Source organism: Arthrobacter agilis, from assembly GCF_002953615.1.
GTDB lineage: Bacteria > Actinomycetota > Actinomycetes > Actinomycetales > Micrococcaceae > Arthrobacter_D > Arthrobacter_D agilis_B.
This window is the reverse complement of the sequence record NZ_CP024915.1, coordinates 593757-608580: the sequence shown is the minus strand read 5'-3', so window position 1 is coordinate 608580 and position 14824 is coordinate 593757. Positions and strand designations below refer to the sequence as shown.

Below are 14824 nucleotides of genomic sequence, written 5' to 3'. Positions count from 1 at the left end.
CGGGCCCCGAGAGCGCTGCCACGGAGGGTGCCATCTGATTGGTCGGCGCGAGGATGCCGTTGCAGTCGGACAGGATGCGCGCCATGGCGTCGTGTTCGGCCTGTGTCACCCACAGGGCGTACGTCGCCTTGACCGACACCTGCCGTGCCACGTACTCGCAGCGGTAGCCCTTGTTCGGCGGCAGCCAGGTGGCGGCGTCGCCCGCGCCCTTCTGCTGGTTGGTGGGACCATCCGTGGACTGAAGGTTGAGCGGGTCGTTCGCGAAGGCGACGCGCTGGTCGAACGTGAGCTGCTGCGCGCCCTTCTGCCAGGCGTCGGAGAGGGCGACGACGTGGTCGATCTGCACCTTGGTGCTCGTCGCCTGTCCGCGCAGGAACGAGATGGTGGACGCCGTGTACGGATCGTCCAGGATGCCCGACTGCACCTTGCAGGGCACGGAGTTCGCGTGGACGATCTCCGTCAGGTCCCTGTTCAGCATGTCGTTGCGGGTATCGCAGCCGTTGTGGTCGACGTCGAGCCAGGCCTGCCCGAACTGCTCGCGGTCGTACCCGGTGTTTGGCGCGCGTCCCTTGATCGGCAGCGTTTCCAGGACGGCGAGCGCCGTGGTGTCGAAGGCCGGCTGGTCCGACGGCGCCCGGGGCGTGCCGGTGGCGTCGGGGACGGTGTCCGGGTCGAGCGGGGCGACGTCCGACGACGTCGCGCTGGGAGTGGGTGACGGCGTCGGCGTGGCGGACGGCGTCGACGTGGCGGAGGGCCGGCTCGTGCTCGGCTCCTCGGTAGGTTCGGCCTGCTCGGCCTCCTCCGTGGCCTGATCGGACACCTGTTCGGCGACGGCTGTCGGGACCGTGTCGGAGGCGGGGGCGATGGCACCCCCGATGAGGAGCGCGACGACGGCTGCACTTGCAGTGATCGCTCCAGCCTTGCGCCCGGCGAGACGTGCCCATGACGGGCGGTTGGTGAGCAGCGTGTAGAGACCCGTGAAGAAGGCGAACGTGGCCGCCATCATGAGCGCTCCGCCGATACCGCCGGTGATGAGCCCGATGACCACGAGGATCAGTGCAAGTCCGGCGAGGATAGCGGTGGAGGTCCGTATCTCCAGCTTGATCGTGGACGACGAGGTCGACGACGGCGTGCGGGCAGGCGGACGAAATGGCGATTTGATGAGATGCTCCCCAGCGTTGATGCGATGTCTTGGGGCAGCGTACCCGCGGTTCTGCGAAATGATGAACATGTCAGCATTGGCTGCTCATTCATTGTCCCTTGGCCTTGGATTGGCTCAGTTTCCGCTCAGGACTGGAGCCGATTCGCGCTTCCCTTCCCGATCCGGGATCAGGAGCATCGGCCTGTGCTAGAACTTCTCTGTCACCTGCTTCGCTGAGACCCGTCCGAAGGCGCCCACGCCGGCCCGGTTGATGGTCCCGCATCAGCTGACACTCCAATCCCTGCGGTGTCGGGTGAGTCCATCGAGCCACCACCGCCCAGCTCTCGTATTCGTACCCGTAGAAGAAGACCGATGAATCCTGCTCGTTTTCACCGCCTCGCACCGGCGACCCTCCTGACCGCGGCGGTTCTCGCCTCGACCCTGACAGCCTGCACCGACCCCGCGTCGTCAGGTGAGGCAGCATCCGACTACCAGCCGGGCACTGTCGTGCGGGTGGTCGACGGCGATACCCTCGTCATCAATTTCGACGGCGAGGACCAGACCGTACGCCTGCTGAACGTGGACACGCCCGAGACGAAGCACCCCGACAAGCCCGTCGAGTGCCTCGGCCCGGAGGCCACCCAGAAGCTCGAATCGCTGACGCCGCCAGGAACGAAGGTTGCGCTGGATTTCGATATCGAGCGAACGGACAAGTACGACCGCGTGTTGGCCGCCGTCTTCATCGAGGACCAGACCCTGGTCAACGCGGAACTCGCGCGGGTGGGCTTGGGCGTCCCCGTTCTCATCGAGCCGAACAGGAAGTACTACGACGAGGTGCAAACGGCCTACAACGAGGCCACAGCACAGGGCGCCGGGTTGCTGGACGTCGCGGAAGGCTGCACCCTTCCGGCTGAGGTGACCGATGCCGTGGAGACCCTCGCCGCGGCGACCGAGGCTCCTGTCGGCGAAACAGGGGCAGCTGTCGCTGCAACCGCTGCCGGAATCCTCGCCGCCCTGACAACAGCGAAGGCCGCACGGGAAGCCCTCGAGGCAGGCAAGGACACCGTCCGGGTTCTCGCGGTCGGAGCCGATCGCACGGCAGCAATGGTGAGCGACCTCGACTCCCAGATCGCCGAGGGCGAGCGGTCACTGGCGGCTGCTGACACCAAAGCCACAGCACTCAGGGAAGCCGAAGCCGCCGCGCAGGTCGCAGCGGCTGAAGCAGAAGCCGCCAGGGCAGCAGAAGCAGCGCGGGTCGAGGCCGAACGTATTCAGGCGGAAGCAGCGGAGGCCGCCCGTATCGAGGCTGAGCGGATCCAGGCGGAAGCCAATGCTCGTGCCGAGGCCGACCGGCTGGCCGCCGAAGCGGCAGCCGCCGCTGAGCAGGAGCGCATCCGGAATCTCCCGCCCGCGCCCGAGCCCTACATCCCGCCTGCGCAGCAGTATGTTCCTCCCGCTCCCCCTGCGGCTCAGAATCCTTACCCCGGCTACAACGGTCCTCGGTGCTACGCACCGGGTGGCAAGAGCTGGCGGCCCTGCTGAACGTGCGGGGCCATCGACCCACCAACTCGTAGACGCGGCGACCGCTCCGTGGCCTCGGACTCCTCTTCTTGGGGAACTACTGATGGCTGTCGTCGATTAACTCCCTAAGTAGTAGGTCGCTCCGCACCAGGGGCTGCGCTGCATCACATCAGGAGGATCGGTCATGGCGAGCAGCTTCGCGGCCGCAGCCACCGGCGAATCTACGGTGACCGGTAAACTCACGTCCCTCGTCCCCCAGCTGTCCGCTGGCACGGGCTACCCATGACCGGCACCGTCGCGCGTGTCAGTCAGCGGCGCCCGATTCAGGTGCTTGTGGGCGTCCTGATCCTCACCGTGCTCGGCTCTGCGCTCGTGTTCCTGGGGCCGACTTTCCTCAGCAGTTTGTCCACCGGAGGCGGGTCGCTACTCACCCGTCCGGAGTGCGTGATGCGCACTCCGGACGGAGAGGTCGGGTTCAGCCGGGATGAGGCAAAACGAGCCACGACGGAAGTAGCGCTTCGGGCCCGTGGCGTCGAGCCCCCAGCAAGCTCGAGCCTCGACGAAGCCGCACTTCAGGCCCTGACTGACGGTCCAGCAAGCGACGCTGGGCCGGTCCTGACCTGTAAGGGCTACGTAGATTCGGAACTCCGAGTGGAGGAGCTGACCCCGTCGGGCCTGACTCCGCGCGCCGAGCAGGTGCGGACGGCTATGGCCGAGGTGTTCGGCGACCAGAGCCTCGGCGGTTTCGAGCCCGGCGGTGTCGGTTCCGGGCACGGCGGGGCATCGACCCACTACGACGGGCGGGCCATCGACGTCTTCTTCCGACCCGTGACCGAGGAGAACCGGCGAGAGGGGTGGGTACTCGCGCAGTGGCTCGTTGCTCATGCCGAGGACCTGAATATTCAATACGTGATCTTCGACGACCAGTTTTGGAGCGCACGCATCCCCCGAGGGCAATGGCATGACTACGAGGCACCGCCTCCTGCGAACGAAATTCTGCGCCACCTCGACCACGTGCACGTGGACGTGCTCGGCGGAGGCCTCCCATGACCTAGGCGAGGAACGGCACGGAACGAGCCAGCTTAGCGAGAACCACGTGTCGTTCGCGACTCTGATCGACGTCATATGTGCTGCTGAATCGTACGGCTTCCGCCAATCGTCAAGCGGCGACGGCGGGGAATACTACGAGCGATCCGTCCGTGCGTCGTTCAATGTCAATCGCAACATCAGCTTCGTTGATCTCCACGGCAGCATCTTCACCCAGCGCGCGAAGGCGGTACACGGCCTTAAGGAGGTTATCCACCTCTCCCTGCGTGAACATGATGCTCCGAAGGCCACTATTGCGCTTCACTTCGAGAGTCGACAGGCGAAAAAGAATGGCGGCAATTCCTGATTCAAGTTCGTCGACGCGGCGCTCGTCGGCCTGCAAAGTGCGAACGAAGTCTTTAAACGGGTTACTCGCACCCTCAATCTGTGCATGCTCAACAGCTTGGAGAACTAGTACCCTACGCTTGAGCGCGATCGCGAGCTTAGCAAGTTCGAGGTGCACGCGGAACGCTCCCCCAACCTCATTAAAGCCCGGGAACGCTTTCGTAAGGGCCCCAATCTCGACCGGCCCGTCCGGAAGCGCAGCTAGCGCGTTCTGCCACTTAGTCAGCCGTCGGCGGGTGCGTTCGATCGACCGGCCTATCGCGTGCACGGCGGAGTCAAGTCCTAAAGACAAACCAATGCGACCTTGGTCGAGGAGGACCGAAGTAGCTTTATCGATGGCGTCACGACAACCGTCAAGCTCGCTGCGCTCGTCGTCGAGTTTGTCTTCGTGAAGCTGCTCAAGCAAGTCGGTGATGCGCTCGATCGATTCCCGCCGCTGATGTTCGGCATAAGCGCTGACACTCACAGCAACAGCCATTAGCACGAGTGGCGCGGCCACTGTCAATGCTCCGGCGCTGGCGACCGCTACACCCGCGGTTGCCGCCGAACCAGTTGCCACTCCTGTAGCGGCTGCCGTGCCAGCAACGGGAACGAAGGTAGCGTGCGCGGCAATTCCGGTCGAGCTGACCAGCCCGCTGCGAATACCACCCGTTACTGCTTTGGACGCCATGGGCTTGATGAGCCCTTTGCCAACTTGGGCAGCAACTTTTGCTGGTACCACCATCCGATAGAGAACTTCACCAGCAGGAGCAACATTCACTACCGACGGCCCTGACTTCGCCGACTGACTCACAAGCTGCGACAACTGTTGAGCAAGAGGACTGGCTGCATTGAGCGCAATCCCGCTATTCCGATCGCGACCACTCGAGGTCGGATGGACTTCTAAGGTCGCAATCGGGGACACTGAAAGCGTCGCCAACGCTGTTCTCAGGTCTGCGAGGCGGGCCGGGGTCATACCCTCGTGACCTAAGATATCCGGAACGCTCACTTCTTCCGTAGCAAGTGTCCAAACCGGCACAGAGGCAGCGCTGTCGGCATTCATGTTGTCTCCTCCTAAAGTGATACTCACCCCACCTTAGGCGTTGGGACTGACGCGTAATGCTCACTGACCGCGAACAGTACTTGCTCGGAGCGACAGAGATCACTCTGTGCGCGTCGGTCAGAGTCGCAAAACAGTATCTGCGTCCCCTGCAGGGGGCAGCGTGTAGACGGAACTGCCTGATGAGATCTGCCGCTCCACCTTCTCAAGCTCCTCTTTGAGCAGGTCAACGGCGGCACGGTACTTCTCGAAGTTCGCCTTCGGCGCCTAGCCCTGGTGATGTTGATGCCAGCAGCAAGAATGGCAAGCGGAAACGACACCAACAGCGCCTAGCCGGACACTTCAAGGAGGTGCAGTGCTACGGGAAACGCGTTCTTGGATGCGCAAAACTCATTCATCCCGCCTACAAATTCGCCCATGACGGTGTCAAGGGGCCCGTGAACTTCCCGGCAATAGGCGTCTCGGACAGCGACTGTGCGTTTAGCGGCAGTTCCCCCCTTGCAGACCACCGCGAATCGCCGAGATGGTTCACAATATAGACCCCGGCGCTCGCGTTGAGGGCCGCGAAGAGTAGAACGGAACCAGGAGCAGTCCAATGAAGCTTTCGCGGACGCCACATGCCAGCCACAAGTGTAGAGGCAGCGGTCACAGCCCAAGGAAAAGCCTCCACGGTGTAGCGGCCGATATCGCTTAGCCAGCGCCACGACTCCTACTTCCCTCGTCAGGAGGGCGCGTTCCTATCGGCTCGCAGTAATTAGCGGCCTCGATATTGAACGGGTCTCCTTTAATGCCAGCAACCGCCCCCCGGCCTTGGTGCCGCAGAGTGCTGCCCACCCATTGTCGAGAGCGGGGGCGAAGCCTATGCTTCAGCCGGGGAGGAGCTTGGTCTCGACCAATTCCATGAGGGGCAATCCCATGACCGACTTCTTCACCATGAGACCCGGCGAGACTGCAGCGCCAGTACCATCAGGGCCCGTTCTCTGCACCGGATCGGCAAGCATGCGGCGGATCCACCGGTTTTTCCTGTGGGCGTACGGCGAGGCGCCCGGCCTGGTGAGATTCGTCGAACCCGGCGACACAGCCCGCGCCGCCTACGTGGGCGAGGTATTGGGGAACTTCGACAAGGTGCTCCATGTGCATCATGAGGGCGAGGACCTCCTCATGTACCCACGCTTGGCGGAAAGAGCACCGGGGTGCGCCCTGCACATAGAACAGATGCTCGCGCAGCACAGGCAGGTCACCCAACGGCTCGAGAGCATTGAGCCGGTTCGCCTGCGCTGGATGGAGACAGCCGACGAAGGCGTGCGAGCGGACCTCGCTGATCGGTACGAGGAGCTGTCCACTGTCCTCCAGGTGCACCTGCGCCGCGAGGTCACCGAGGTGATGCCCGCTGTGGACAGGGTGATGACCGAGAAGGAGGGGAAGGAGATTGGGAAGCACGGGGTGGAGACGTTCGACAAGAAGTTCCTGGTCGGCTACCTGGGGATGGTGCTGGCCACGAATCCGCCTGGCGAGCGCGAGGAGTTCTTCAAGGAGATCCCGCCGCCGGTCCGTCTCGCCTACCGCCTCGTAGGGCGCAGGCTCTATCGGAAGCAGTACGCCACGCTCTTCCCGGGACGTGTCATTCCCGACACGCTGTGACCACTGAGAAGGGTGCAGACACCGGATAAAAGCACCCACTACCCGAGGAGCACAGCGTGCCGAGGAAAAAGTCCAGAACCTTCGTGGACAGGACCGATGCCGGACGGCAGTTAGGGCAAAGGCTGGCAGGGCTACGGGGTCAGGACGTGGTGGTGCTCGGCCTGCCCCGTGGCGGTGTTCCGGTCGCCTTCGAGGTGGCGAAAGCCCTTGGTGCGCCACTGGATGTAATCGTTGTGCGGAAGCTGGGGGTCCCGTTCCGGCCAGAGCTTGCCATGGGCGCCATTGGGGAGGGCAGCACCCGGGTCCTCGATGCGCACATCCTCTCGCAGGCTGGTGTCACGGAGGAGGACCTGCAAACGATCGAGACGAAAGAACGCCAGCTCCTAGAGGAGCGCCGGACCCGGTACCGGCAGGGAAGAATCCGGACAGATGTCCGCGGGCGAATCGTCGTCGTCGTGGACGACGGCATGGCCACCGGCTCCACTGGGCGGGTGGCGTGCCAGGTGGCCAAGCAACTCGGCGCAGCACAGGTGATCCTGGCGGTACCAGTCGCGCCGGCATCGACTGTGGCCTCGTTCATGGAGGCGGACGAAATCGTGAGCCTGGTTTCACCGCGGAGGTTCGAGGCAGTGGGCAGCTACTACAACGACTTCTCAGCAACCGACGACGACGAAGTCGTCACGCTGCTCGACGCCGCGGCCCGCTCACGGAGTGGTCCCGACGGTGGTTGTCCTAATTCGCGGGAGAGGCAGTAGCAGGCCGAAGCAACCGGCATCCGGGCCGGCCCAAACACACAATCAGGCTCAGGCCTCCGGGCTCGTCAGACGGTAAGTCTCTGCGTCCACGGAACGTGCTGGATGGGTGGGGTACCCGGCCGCGACCTGACGCTTGACCTGCTCGAGCTCGTCCTTGAGCGAATCGACAGTGGCACGATACTTCGTAAATTCCGCCTTCCGACGTCGAGCCTTGGCGAAGCTGACACACGCGGCGAGGATGACCAGGGGGAATGCCACCAGCAGGGCCCAGCCGGACGCAGCAAGGAAGTCCAGCGCTATGGGGAGGGCCTGCTGGAACGCCCGGAAGTCGTTCACCCCGCCGACTACTCCTTCCAGTGCGGAGTCCAGTGGCACTAGGAACTCCCCCACCATCGGTGTCTCGGAGAGCGACGGAGCACTCAGGGGTGCATTTCCTTCCGGCGACCACCTCGGCTCACTGAAGTGGTTCAGCACGTAGATCCCAGCAGCCGCGTTGAGTGCGGCGAAGAGCAGAACGGCACCGACCGCAATCCAGTGGAAGCTGCGCCGAAGCAGGACACCCGCTACCAGCGCGACGACGGCAGGTGCTACCCAGGTGAAGATGTGCAGGGCGTCGAGGCTCATGCCGCCGAGTGGATCCAAGAAGTGCCCCCATAGAGATGATTCGATGTCCGCTCCAACCGTCAGACCCTGAGAGCTCGCCGTCAGGCTACATCTTTTCATCGGTCGTGATGGTCAACGACACCTTGGATGCCTGCTGAAAAACGGCGAGCCGCCCACCGAGAGGTGGGCGACCCGCCGTCGTACGCCGTGAATCTAGAACACGCGGATCGGGATCTCCGCCGGATCCATGAGCAGCGACTCGATCTCGTCGTCGAGCCTCACCAGCGTGATGGACGCGCCAGCCATGTCCAGAGAGGTGCAGTACTCCCCCACGTAGCTGCGGCCCACGCTGATGCCCTGCTCCGCGAGGCGCTTGTGCGCCTGCCCGTACAGCAGATACAGCTCACTGATCGGGGTGCCGCCGAGGCCGTTGATCATGAGCGCGACGCGGTCGCCCTCCTTGAACGGCAGGTCCTTCACCACCGGGCCGAGCATCTCCTCGACGATCTCGTTGGCCGGCATCATCTTCCCCCGACGGCGGCCTGGCTCGCCATGGATACCCACACCGATTTCGATCTCGTCCTCGCCGAGCTCGAACAGCGGGCTGCCCTTGGCCGGAGGCGTACACGCGGTCAGCGCGACGCCCATGGTGCGGGTCACCGCGTTCACCTTCTCGCCGATGCGGATGATCTCGCCTAGGTCTGCGCCCCGCTCGGACGCGGCGGCCACGGCCTTGATGACGAAGAAGTTGCCCGCCACCCCGCGCCGTCCGATCGTGTAGGTGGAGTCCTCCACGGACACGTCGTCGTTGATGAACAGCGTCTTCACCTCGATGCCGTCCGCCGAGGACATCTCCTCGGCCATCTCGAACACCATCTTGTCGCCCGTGTAGTTGTTCACCAGCAGGAGCACGCCCTTGGGCGACGCCATGAGCTTGGTGGTCTCGTACACGTAGTCGAACGGCGGGGCCGCGAACACGTCGCCCGGGCATGCGGCGTCGAGCATGCCCTTGCCCACGATCATCACGTGGGCCGGCTCATGCCCCGAACCGGAGCCTTGGATGATGGACACCTTGCTCTCGTCCGGGCCGTCGGCGCGCATGATCAGGTTGTACTCGGGCACGTACTTCAGGGTGTCCGGGTTGGCGAGCGCCAGGCCCTCGAGCATCTCCGGGACGAACTGCTGCGGATCATTGACGAACTTCTTCATGGGGGCTCCACATCGTTGTGAGTTGGGACGGGTAGAAGGAAGAGTCAGGGCCAGTCGGCCACGATGCGCTCGATGATGACGGCGACGGCCACCGCACCGGCGTCGGGCGAGCCGATGCTGCGCTCCCCGCTGTAGCTGGCGCGGCCGCGCTTCGCCTGCATGCTCGACGTCGCGTCCGCGCACTCGCGCACCTTCGCGGCGAACGCCGTCCGGCACTCCTCCGGTGAGGCACCCGCGGCGAGCCGGCGTTCGAGCTCGTCCGTGGCGGGGATGAGGGCGTCGAGCAGGGTCTTGTCACCGAGGTCGGCGTTGCCGCGCTTCTTGATGCCGTCGGTGGCACCGCGGAGCATGGCGACGACGGCGGCCCCGTCGATCGTCTCAGTGGTCTTCGCGGCAGCGGACGCCCGGAGGAAGGCCGTGCCCCACAGCGGCCCTGAGGTGCCGCCGATCCTGCTGGAGATGGCGAGCGCGATCTGCTGCAGGAAGGTGGCGACGTCGTCACGCTTGAACGAGTCCCAGTCTGCGAGGACCTTCTCGAAGCCGCGGGCCAGGGAGTAGCCGAGGTCGCCGTCGCCCACCACGGCGTCGAGATCACCGAATTCCTTCTCCTTCTCGACGGTGGTCTGCGCCAGGGAGTGGACGACATATTCGACGTCGGCGAGTTTGGTGGTGCTCATGGGATCTCCGTTCCGGTGGACGATGCGTGGGAGGCGGACGGCGCCATGGAAGAAGCGTCGAGCAGGGACTGCAGGGTGGCGAGGGTGACGACGCCGTGGAGTCCGACCCCGTGCGGATCCTCGAGCACTTCGGCCTGTTCGCCGTCCGGGTCGCCGAGGGAGCTGACGACGAGCGCGGCGCCCGTGAAGTCCTCCTCGCGGGTGAAGCCGCTGACGGTCACCACGGTGGCGAGGCCGGCACCGACGGCGGCGCGCAGCCCGTTCCCGCTGTCCTCGACGACGATCGCCTCCTGCGGTGACACCCCGAGCTCCCGCAGGGCCAGCAGGTAGATGTCCGGTGCCGGTTTCTTGGCGGGCACGATATCGCCGGCGAACACGGCGAAGTGCGAGGCGAGCTCGTTCCCGACAGCGTGCGTCAGGACGGCGCGGACCGCGGGCTCCGCGGAGGTGGAGGCGACGGCCAGTGTCCACCCGGCGTCGTGTGCTTCCCGCACAATGCGGGCGATGCCGGGCCTCGCGGGCATGACACCGCTCTCGACGAGCCCCTTGTAGACCTCGGTCTTCCGCTTGTGCCAGGCGCGGATCGCGGCGTCGGTGGAGGAGTCGTCGTCCAAGCTGAGCTCGGCGACCAGCGCGGGGGTGAGGATGCTGCGCATGCGTTCCTTGCCGCCTCCGATCTTCACCTTCTCGGCGTACTCGTCGACGCTCCACTGCACCGGCACGCCGAACTCGGAGAAGGTCCGGTTGAAGGCGGGCAGGTGGCCGTACTGCTCGGTGTCGGCGAGCACGCCGTCGCAGTCGAAGATGAGGGCCGGCATGCTCAGCGACCGCCCTTGCCGGCGCTGCCGAACTGCTTGCAGAGGTCCGTGACCATTGCGACGACGTCGGCGCGGGTGTGCTTGAACAGCGACGGCGGATCCCACTTGCTGTTCTGCTCGGCCTGCTTGAGGAACGCCAGGCTGGACTGCATGTACGTCTCCTTGAGCGCCGTGGAGATGTTGACCTTCGCGCAGCCGCGGGCGATGAGGTCGGCGAACTGCTCGGCGCTCAGGCCGCTGCCGCCGTGCAGGGCGATGGGCACGTTCCGTGCCTCGACGATCTGCGTGACGCGGTCGGCGTCGAGCACGGGTGCGGCCTTGTAGCTGCCGTGGGCGTTGCCGATCGAGGGGGCGAAGACGTCGATCCCGGTGGCATCGATGAAGGCGAGTGCCACCTCGAGGCTCTGCTGCTTGGAGACGTCGTCTGACCCGTGGTCGTCCTCGACGCCTGTGATGGCCTCGATCTCGCCCTCCACCTGGGCGCCGTAGCTGCGGGCCTCGGCGACGACGTCGACGGTCTGGCGCTGGTTCTCCTCGACCGGGAGGTTGGAGGCGTCGAAGAGCACCGAGTTCCAGCCGGCCTTCAGGCATTCGGTGACGACGTCGCGGTCCGGGCAGTGGTCTAGGTGCAGGGTTACGGGTACCTCGATGCCGCGCGTCATGGACTGCCACATGTCGAAGAGCACGCGGGAGCCGATGCTGCGCACGGTCTTCACCGAGGTCTGCAGGATCACCGGGGAGTTGGCCTCCACCGCGCCTGCGAGCACGCCCTCCATGGTCAGGTCGTTGAAGATGTTGATGGCGGGCACCCCGTAGCGTGCCTCGAATGCCGGGTCGACGATGTCCTTCAGCGGTACAACGGCCATGGTAATTCCTCCTGGTCAGGCTGACCCCCACGCTAGGTGCGCATTGCCGCTCTGAACATGGGGGTTCTCCCGCCCTCCCCCTGGGGGTAATCACCACCTCGCCAGCGGCGGACGCGCGTGGTTGAGTGGGCCGCGGCTGCCCGGCCACCTACTTCGACGACGAAGGACCTCCCATGACTCCCGGATCAGTACTCGAAACCATCACGTCCAAAGAGGCGCGCCTCGTTATCGATGCTGCGGCGGCGAAGGCTGAGGAGATAGGCCAGCCGATGGACATCGCCGTGGTCGACGCCGGCGGGAACCTGAAGGCGCACGTACGGATGGACGGCGCGAACATCGGCAGCATCAGCATCGCCATCAACAAGGCCTACACGTCCATCGCGTTCCAATGCGAGACCGGCGACCTGCAGGGCGTCACCCGGCAGGACGGCCCCATCTACGGTCTGAGCGACGCCCATGGCGGCCGGCTCGCGGTGTTCCCCGGCGGCATCCCCCTGGTGCGCGACGGGAATATCATGGGCGCCATCGGCGTCTCCACGGGCACCATCGAGCAGGACCAGGAAGTCGCGTCCGCCGGCGCCGCCGCCTACCTGGAGTTCGCGATCGCCTGACCCTGGTCCGGGTCAGCGTGCTAGGACCGGTCGTCCTCACGTGAAGTGCCGGACTCGGCGATGCGCTTGATGGCGGCGAGCGTCTTCGGGATGCCGTCGAGCGCCTGCCGGGTCCGGTCGATGATCTGCGCGGGTGCATCATCCCCGAACTTCTCCTCGAACATGGCGATGCCGCCCGGCAGGAAGTCCCAGGATTCGGTCAGAGTGGTCCCGGTGCCGGCCTGCGTTAGCGTGTAGCCCCAGCGCACCCTGTCGCCGCCGACCACCCAGGCGAACTCACGGCCGCGCTCTGCGGCCACGACCTGCGACCGGGTCTCCCAGGTGCGGTGCGGAAGCTCATTGTGCCCCGTGAACCAGGCGCCGACCTTGCCTGCACTGACGCCATCCTCCCACCAGCACCGCGTACACACCGGACTCCACTCACCGGTACGGGTGATGTCGGAGACCAGGTCGTAGATGCTGTCCGCCGACGCCTGGATGGTGACGGACTCCTGGTGGTGGCGGATCTCTGTCTGGCTCATGCGCCCATTCTCACAGAAGATTCCCCTCGTCCTGAGGGGACCGGCTGCAGCGATTCGTGCCCGCATAGACTGAGTGCTCGCGCTGGCTACGGAAGGCCCCACATGTTGAAGACCGAACGAACCGGCACCGGAAAGCCACTCGTCCTCGTGCATGGGCTCGGCTCGAGCGTCCGCACCTGGGATCTCGTCCTCCCCCTGCTGCAGGAACAGCGCGAGGTCATCGCCATCGACCTCCCAGGGTTCGGCGGCAGCGAGCCGCTCGCGGGCGAAGTGACCATTGCGACCCTCACGGACGCCGTCGAGCAGTTCCTCGAGCAAGAGGACCTGCGCGCCGCGGATATTGTCGGAAGCTCGATGGGTGCGCGGATCGTGGTCGAGCTGGCGCGACGGGGTCACGCAGGCAACGTCGTCGCCCTCGATCCCGGAGGATTCTGGAACGACACCCAGGTGCGCATCTTCAACGGCAGCATCACCGCGTCCATTGCACTGGTACGGCGCCTCCAGCCCGTCCTGCCGTCACTCGTCCAGCAGGCTGCGGGCCGGACGACGCTGCTCGCCCAGTTCTCCGCGGCCCCCTGGAAGCTCGACCCGGACCTCGTCCTGACGGAGCTCCGTGGGTTCGCCACCTCGCCCAGTCTTGACGAAGCGCGTAGATCGCTTGCGCACGGACCGCGCCAGGCAGGCGCGCCGAAGGGGACGATCAAGGGCACGCTGGCGTTCGGCTGGGGCCGGTCGGACCGGGTCACTCCGCTCAGTGAGGCCGCCGTCGCCATGTCTCTCTATCCGGACGCCACGCTGCACGTCTTCGAGGACTGCGGGCACTTCCCGCACTGGGACCAGCCACAGGAGACAGCCCGGTTCATCCTCGACGCCACCGCCGCTGGGTCTTTATAACTGTCCTCTGAGCCGCACACCTGGCGAACGTGCTGGTGGCGCCTCAGCTGAGGACTGGTGCCGCCGCCTACCTGGAGTTCGCGATTGCCTGACCCTGGTGCTGCAGGCCCACCAGCATGGTGCGGTTCCGAGCCCCGGTCTTCCGCAGCATGGCGCTCACGTGCTTCTCGACCGTCTTCACCGAGATGGCGAGCCGCGTGGCAATCTGCTTGTCCGCCAATCCCTCGGCTAGGAGGTCCCGTACCTCGAGTTCGCGGGCCGTCAGTGATATCGCCTCGCCTGTGTCCGCCACGCGATGCTCTGTGAGCCGCGTGAACATCGCCCCGTCCAGCAGGGCATCGCCGCGGGCGGCGGCGACGACGACGCGCGCGACCTCCGCGGGTGTCGAGGACAACGAGAGAAAGCCTCGGACGCCCGCTGATGCGGCGGCCGCCAGCAGCTCGTCCGCGAAATGGTCGACGACGGCAACCACCGGCCGCTCGACGGTATCCGTTTCCACCACCCGGGCCTCGGCATACCGGGCCAGCAGGTGCTCGTCCAGGACGATCATGTCTGGCTGCAGGAGGGACACCGCTTCGGTGAGGTCCTCGAGCGTCCCGAACTCGCCGAGTACCTGCACCGACGGCTCAGACGTCTCGAGCAGCCGGACGAGTCCGGCCCGGAGAAGGGGCTGGGTGCAGGCGACGAGGACCTTCCACCGTTCGCGGGAGGCGTCGCCGTTCGAGGAGTACGGCACCTGCGCCCGGATGCTCGTCCCCCAGCCCAGTGTCGACTCCACGTGGAGTTCTCCCCGGAGGTAGTGCGCCCGGGCGGCCATGCCATGCAGGCCGAGCCGGCTGCCCTTCAGGTCGGTACTCTCCCTGCCCTCGAACCCGCGGCCGTTGTCCTCGACGACGGCGGTGATGCCCGTGGTGTCGTAGAAGATGCCCACCCGGCACGCGGAGGCGCAGGCATGAGCCACCGCGTTGGCCACCGCTTCCTGGATGATCATGAAGAGCTGGTGGGCGACGACGGGTGCCAGTTCGTGAGGATGGCCGGTCACGAGGAGCGTCACGTCCATCGGATCGTCCGCGCTCACCCGGTCGAGTTCCTGGCGA

The 14824-nt window shown here is 65.6% G+C and carries 15 protein-coding genes; 6 read left to right on the top strand and 9 right to left on the bottom strand.

Annotated features, from left to right (window positions below):
- Positions 1 to 1231, bottom strand: a 1231-nt coding sequence (locus CVO76_RS02975) for an HNH endonuclease family protein (RefSeq protein WP_244186163.1), incomplete at its 3' end; no start/stop codon positions are given.
- Positions 1232 to 1513: 282 nt separating this feature from the next.
- Here CVO76_RS02975 and CVO76_RS02970 point away from each other — a divergent pair.
- Complete coding sequence (locus tag CVO76_RS02970; protein ID WP_208740616.1) at positions 1514 to 2683, top strand: thermonuclease family protein; 1170 nt, start codon at positions 1514 to 1516, stop codon at positions 2681 to 2683.
- Positions 2684 to 2944: 261 nt separating this feature from the next.
- Positions 2945 to 3712 (top strand): hypothetical protein, encoded by a 768-nt coding sequence (locus CVO76_RS02965; protein ID WP_208740615.1) that lies wholly within the window; start codon positions 2945 to 2947, stop codon positions 3710 to 3712.
- A 109-nt stretch (positions 3713 to 3821) separates the two neighbouring features.
- On the opposite strand, the gene CVO76_RS02960 is transcribed toward CVO76_RS02965, so the two are convergent.
- The gene (locus tag CVO76_RS02960; RefSeq protein WP_244186162.1) at positions 3822 to 5162 is read right to left on the bottom strand and encodes a hypothetical protein; all 1341 of its coding nucleotides are present in this window, start codon (positions 5160 to 5162) and stop codon (positions 3822 to 3824) included.
- An 885-nt stretch (positions 5163 to 6047) separates the two neighbouring features.
- Here CVO76_RS02960 and CVO76_RS02955 point away from each other — a divergent pair.
- The gene (locus CVO76_RS02955; RefSeq protein WP_208740614.1) at positions 6048 to 6773 is read left to right on the top strand and encodes a hemerythrin domain-containing protein; all 726 of its coding nucleotides are present in this window, start codon (positions 6048 to 6050) and stop codon (positions 6771 to 6773) included.
- A gap of 56 nt (positions 6774 to 6829) precedes the next feature.
- Positions 6830 to 7528: a phosphoribosyltransferase gene (locus CVO76_RS02950; RefSeq protein ID WP_208740613.1), complete on the top strand. Its 699-nt coding sequence runs from the start codon at positions 6830 to 6832 to the stop codon at positions 7526 to 7528.
- A 48-nt stretch (positions 7529 to 7576) separates the two neighbouring features.
- Here CVO76_RS02950 and CVO76_RS02945 read toward each other — a convergent pair whose 3' ends face one another.
- From CVO76_RS02945 to CVO76_RS02925, 5 genes are all read right to left on the bottom strand, one after another.
- Complete coding sequence (locus tag CVO76_RS02945) at positions 7577 to 8152, bottom strand: hypothetical protein (protein ID WP_208740612.1); 576 nt, start codon at positions 8150 to 8152, stop codon at positions 7577 to 7579.
- Between the two features lie 192 nt (positions 8153 to 8344).
- Positions 8345 to 9340, bottom strand: a complete 996-nt coding sequence (gene dhaK, locus CVO76_RS02940) for a dihydroxyacetone kinase subunit DhaK (protein ID WP_208740611.1) — start codon at positions 9338 to 9340, stop codon at positions 8345 to 8347.
- A gap of 44 nt (positions 9341 to 9384) precedes the next feature.
- Entirely contained in the window at positions 9385 to 10017 is a 633-nt protein-coding gene (gene dhaL / locus CVO76_RS02935) for a dihydroxyacetone kinase subunit DhaL (RefSeq protein ID WP_208740610.1), read from the bottom strand.
- Positions 10014 to 10835 (bottom strand): HAD-IA family hydrolase, encoded by an 822-nt coding sequence (locus CVO76_RS02930; RefSeq protein ID WP_208740609.1) that lies wholly within the window; start codon positions 10833 to 10835, stop codon positions 10014 to 10016. The genes dhaL and CVO76_RS02930 overlap by 4 nt, the downstream gene beginning before the upstream one ends.
- Positions 10836 to 10837: 2 nt before the next feature.
- Complete coding sequence (locus CVO76_RS02925; RefSeq protein ID WP_208740608.1) at positions 10838 to 11701, bottom strand: class II fructose-bisphosphate aldolase; 864 nt, start codon at positions 11699 to 11701, stop codon at positions 10838 to 10840.
- Positions 11702 to 11874: 173 nt separating this feature from the next.
- Between CVO76_RS02925 and CVO76_RS02920 the strand changes: the two genes are divergently transcribed.
- Positions 11875 to 12312, top strand: coding sequence for a GlcG/HbpS family heme-binding protein (locus tag CVO76_RS02920; RefSeq protein ID WP_208740607.1), 438 nt, complete (start codon positions 11875 to 11877; stop codon positions 12310 to 12312).
- A gap of 20 nt (positions 12313 to 12332) precedes the next feature.
- Here CVO76_RS02920 and CVO76_RS02915 read toward each other — a convergent pair whose 3' ends face one another.
- A complete protein-coding gene (locus tag CVO76_RS02915; RefSeq protein WP_208740606.1) occupies positions 12333 to 12833 on the bottom strand; it encodes an SRPBCC family protein in 501 nt (166 codons plus the stop codon).
- A 102-nt stretch (positions 12834 to 12935) separates the two neighbouring features.
- On the opposite strand from CVO76_RS02915, the gene CVO76_RS02910 reads away from it, so the two are divergent.
- Positions 12936 to 13727, top strand: coding sequence for an alpha/beta fold hydrolase (locus CVO76_RS02910; RefSeq protein WP_208740605.1), 792 nt, complete (start codon positions 12936 to 12938; stop codon positions 13725 to 13727).
- A gap of 67 nt (positions 13728 to 13794) precedes the next feature.
- Here CVO76_RS02910 and CVO76_RS02905 read toward each other — a convergent pair.
- Positions 13795 to 14824, bottom strand: a 1030-nt coding sequence (locus tag CVO76_RS02905; protein WP_208740604.1) for a helix-turn-helix transcriptional regulator, incomplete at its 5' end; no start/stop codon positions are given.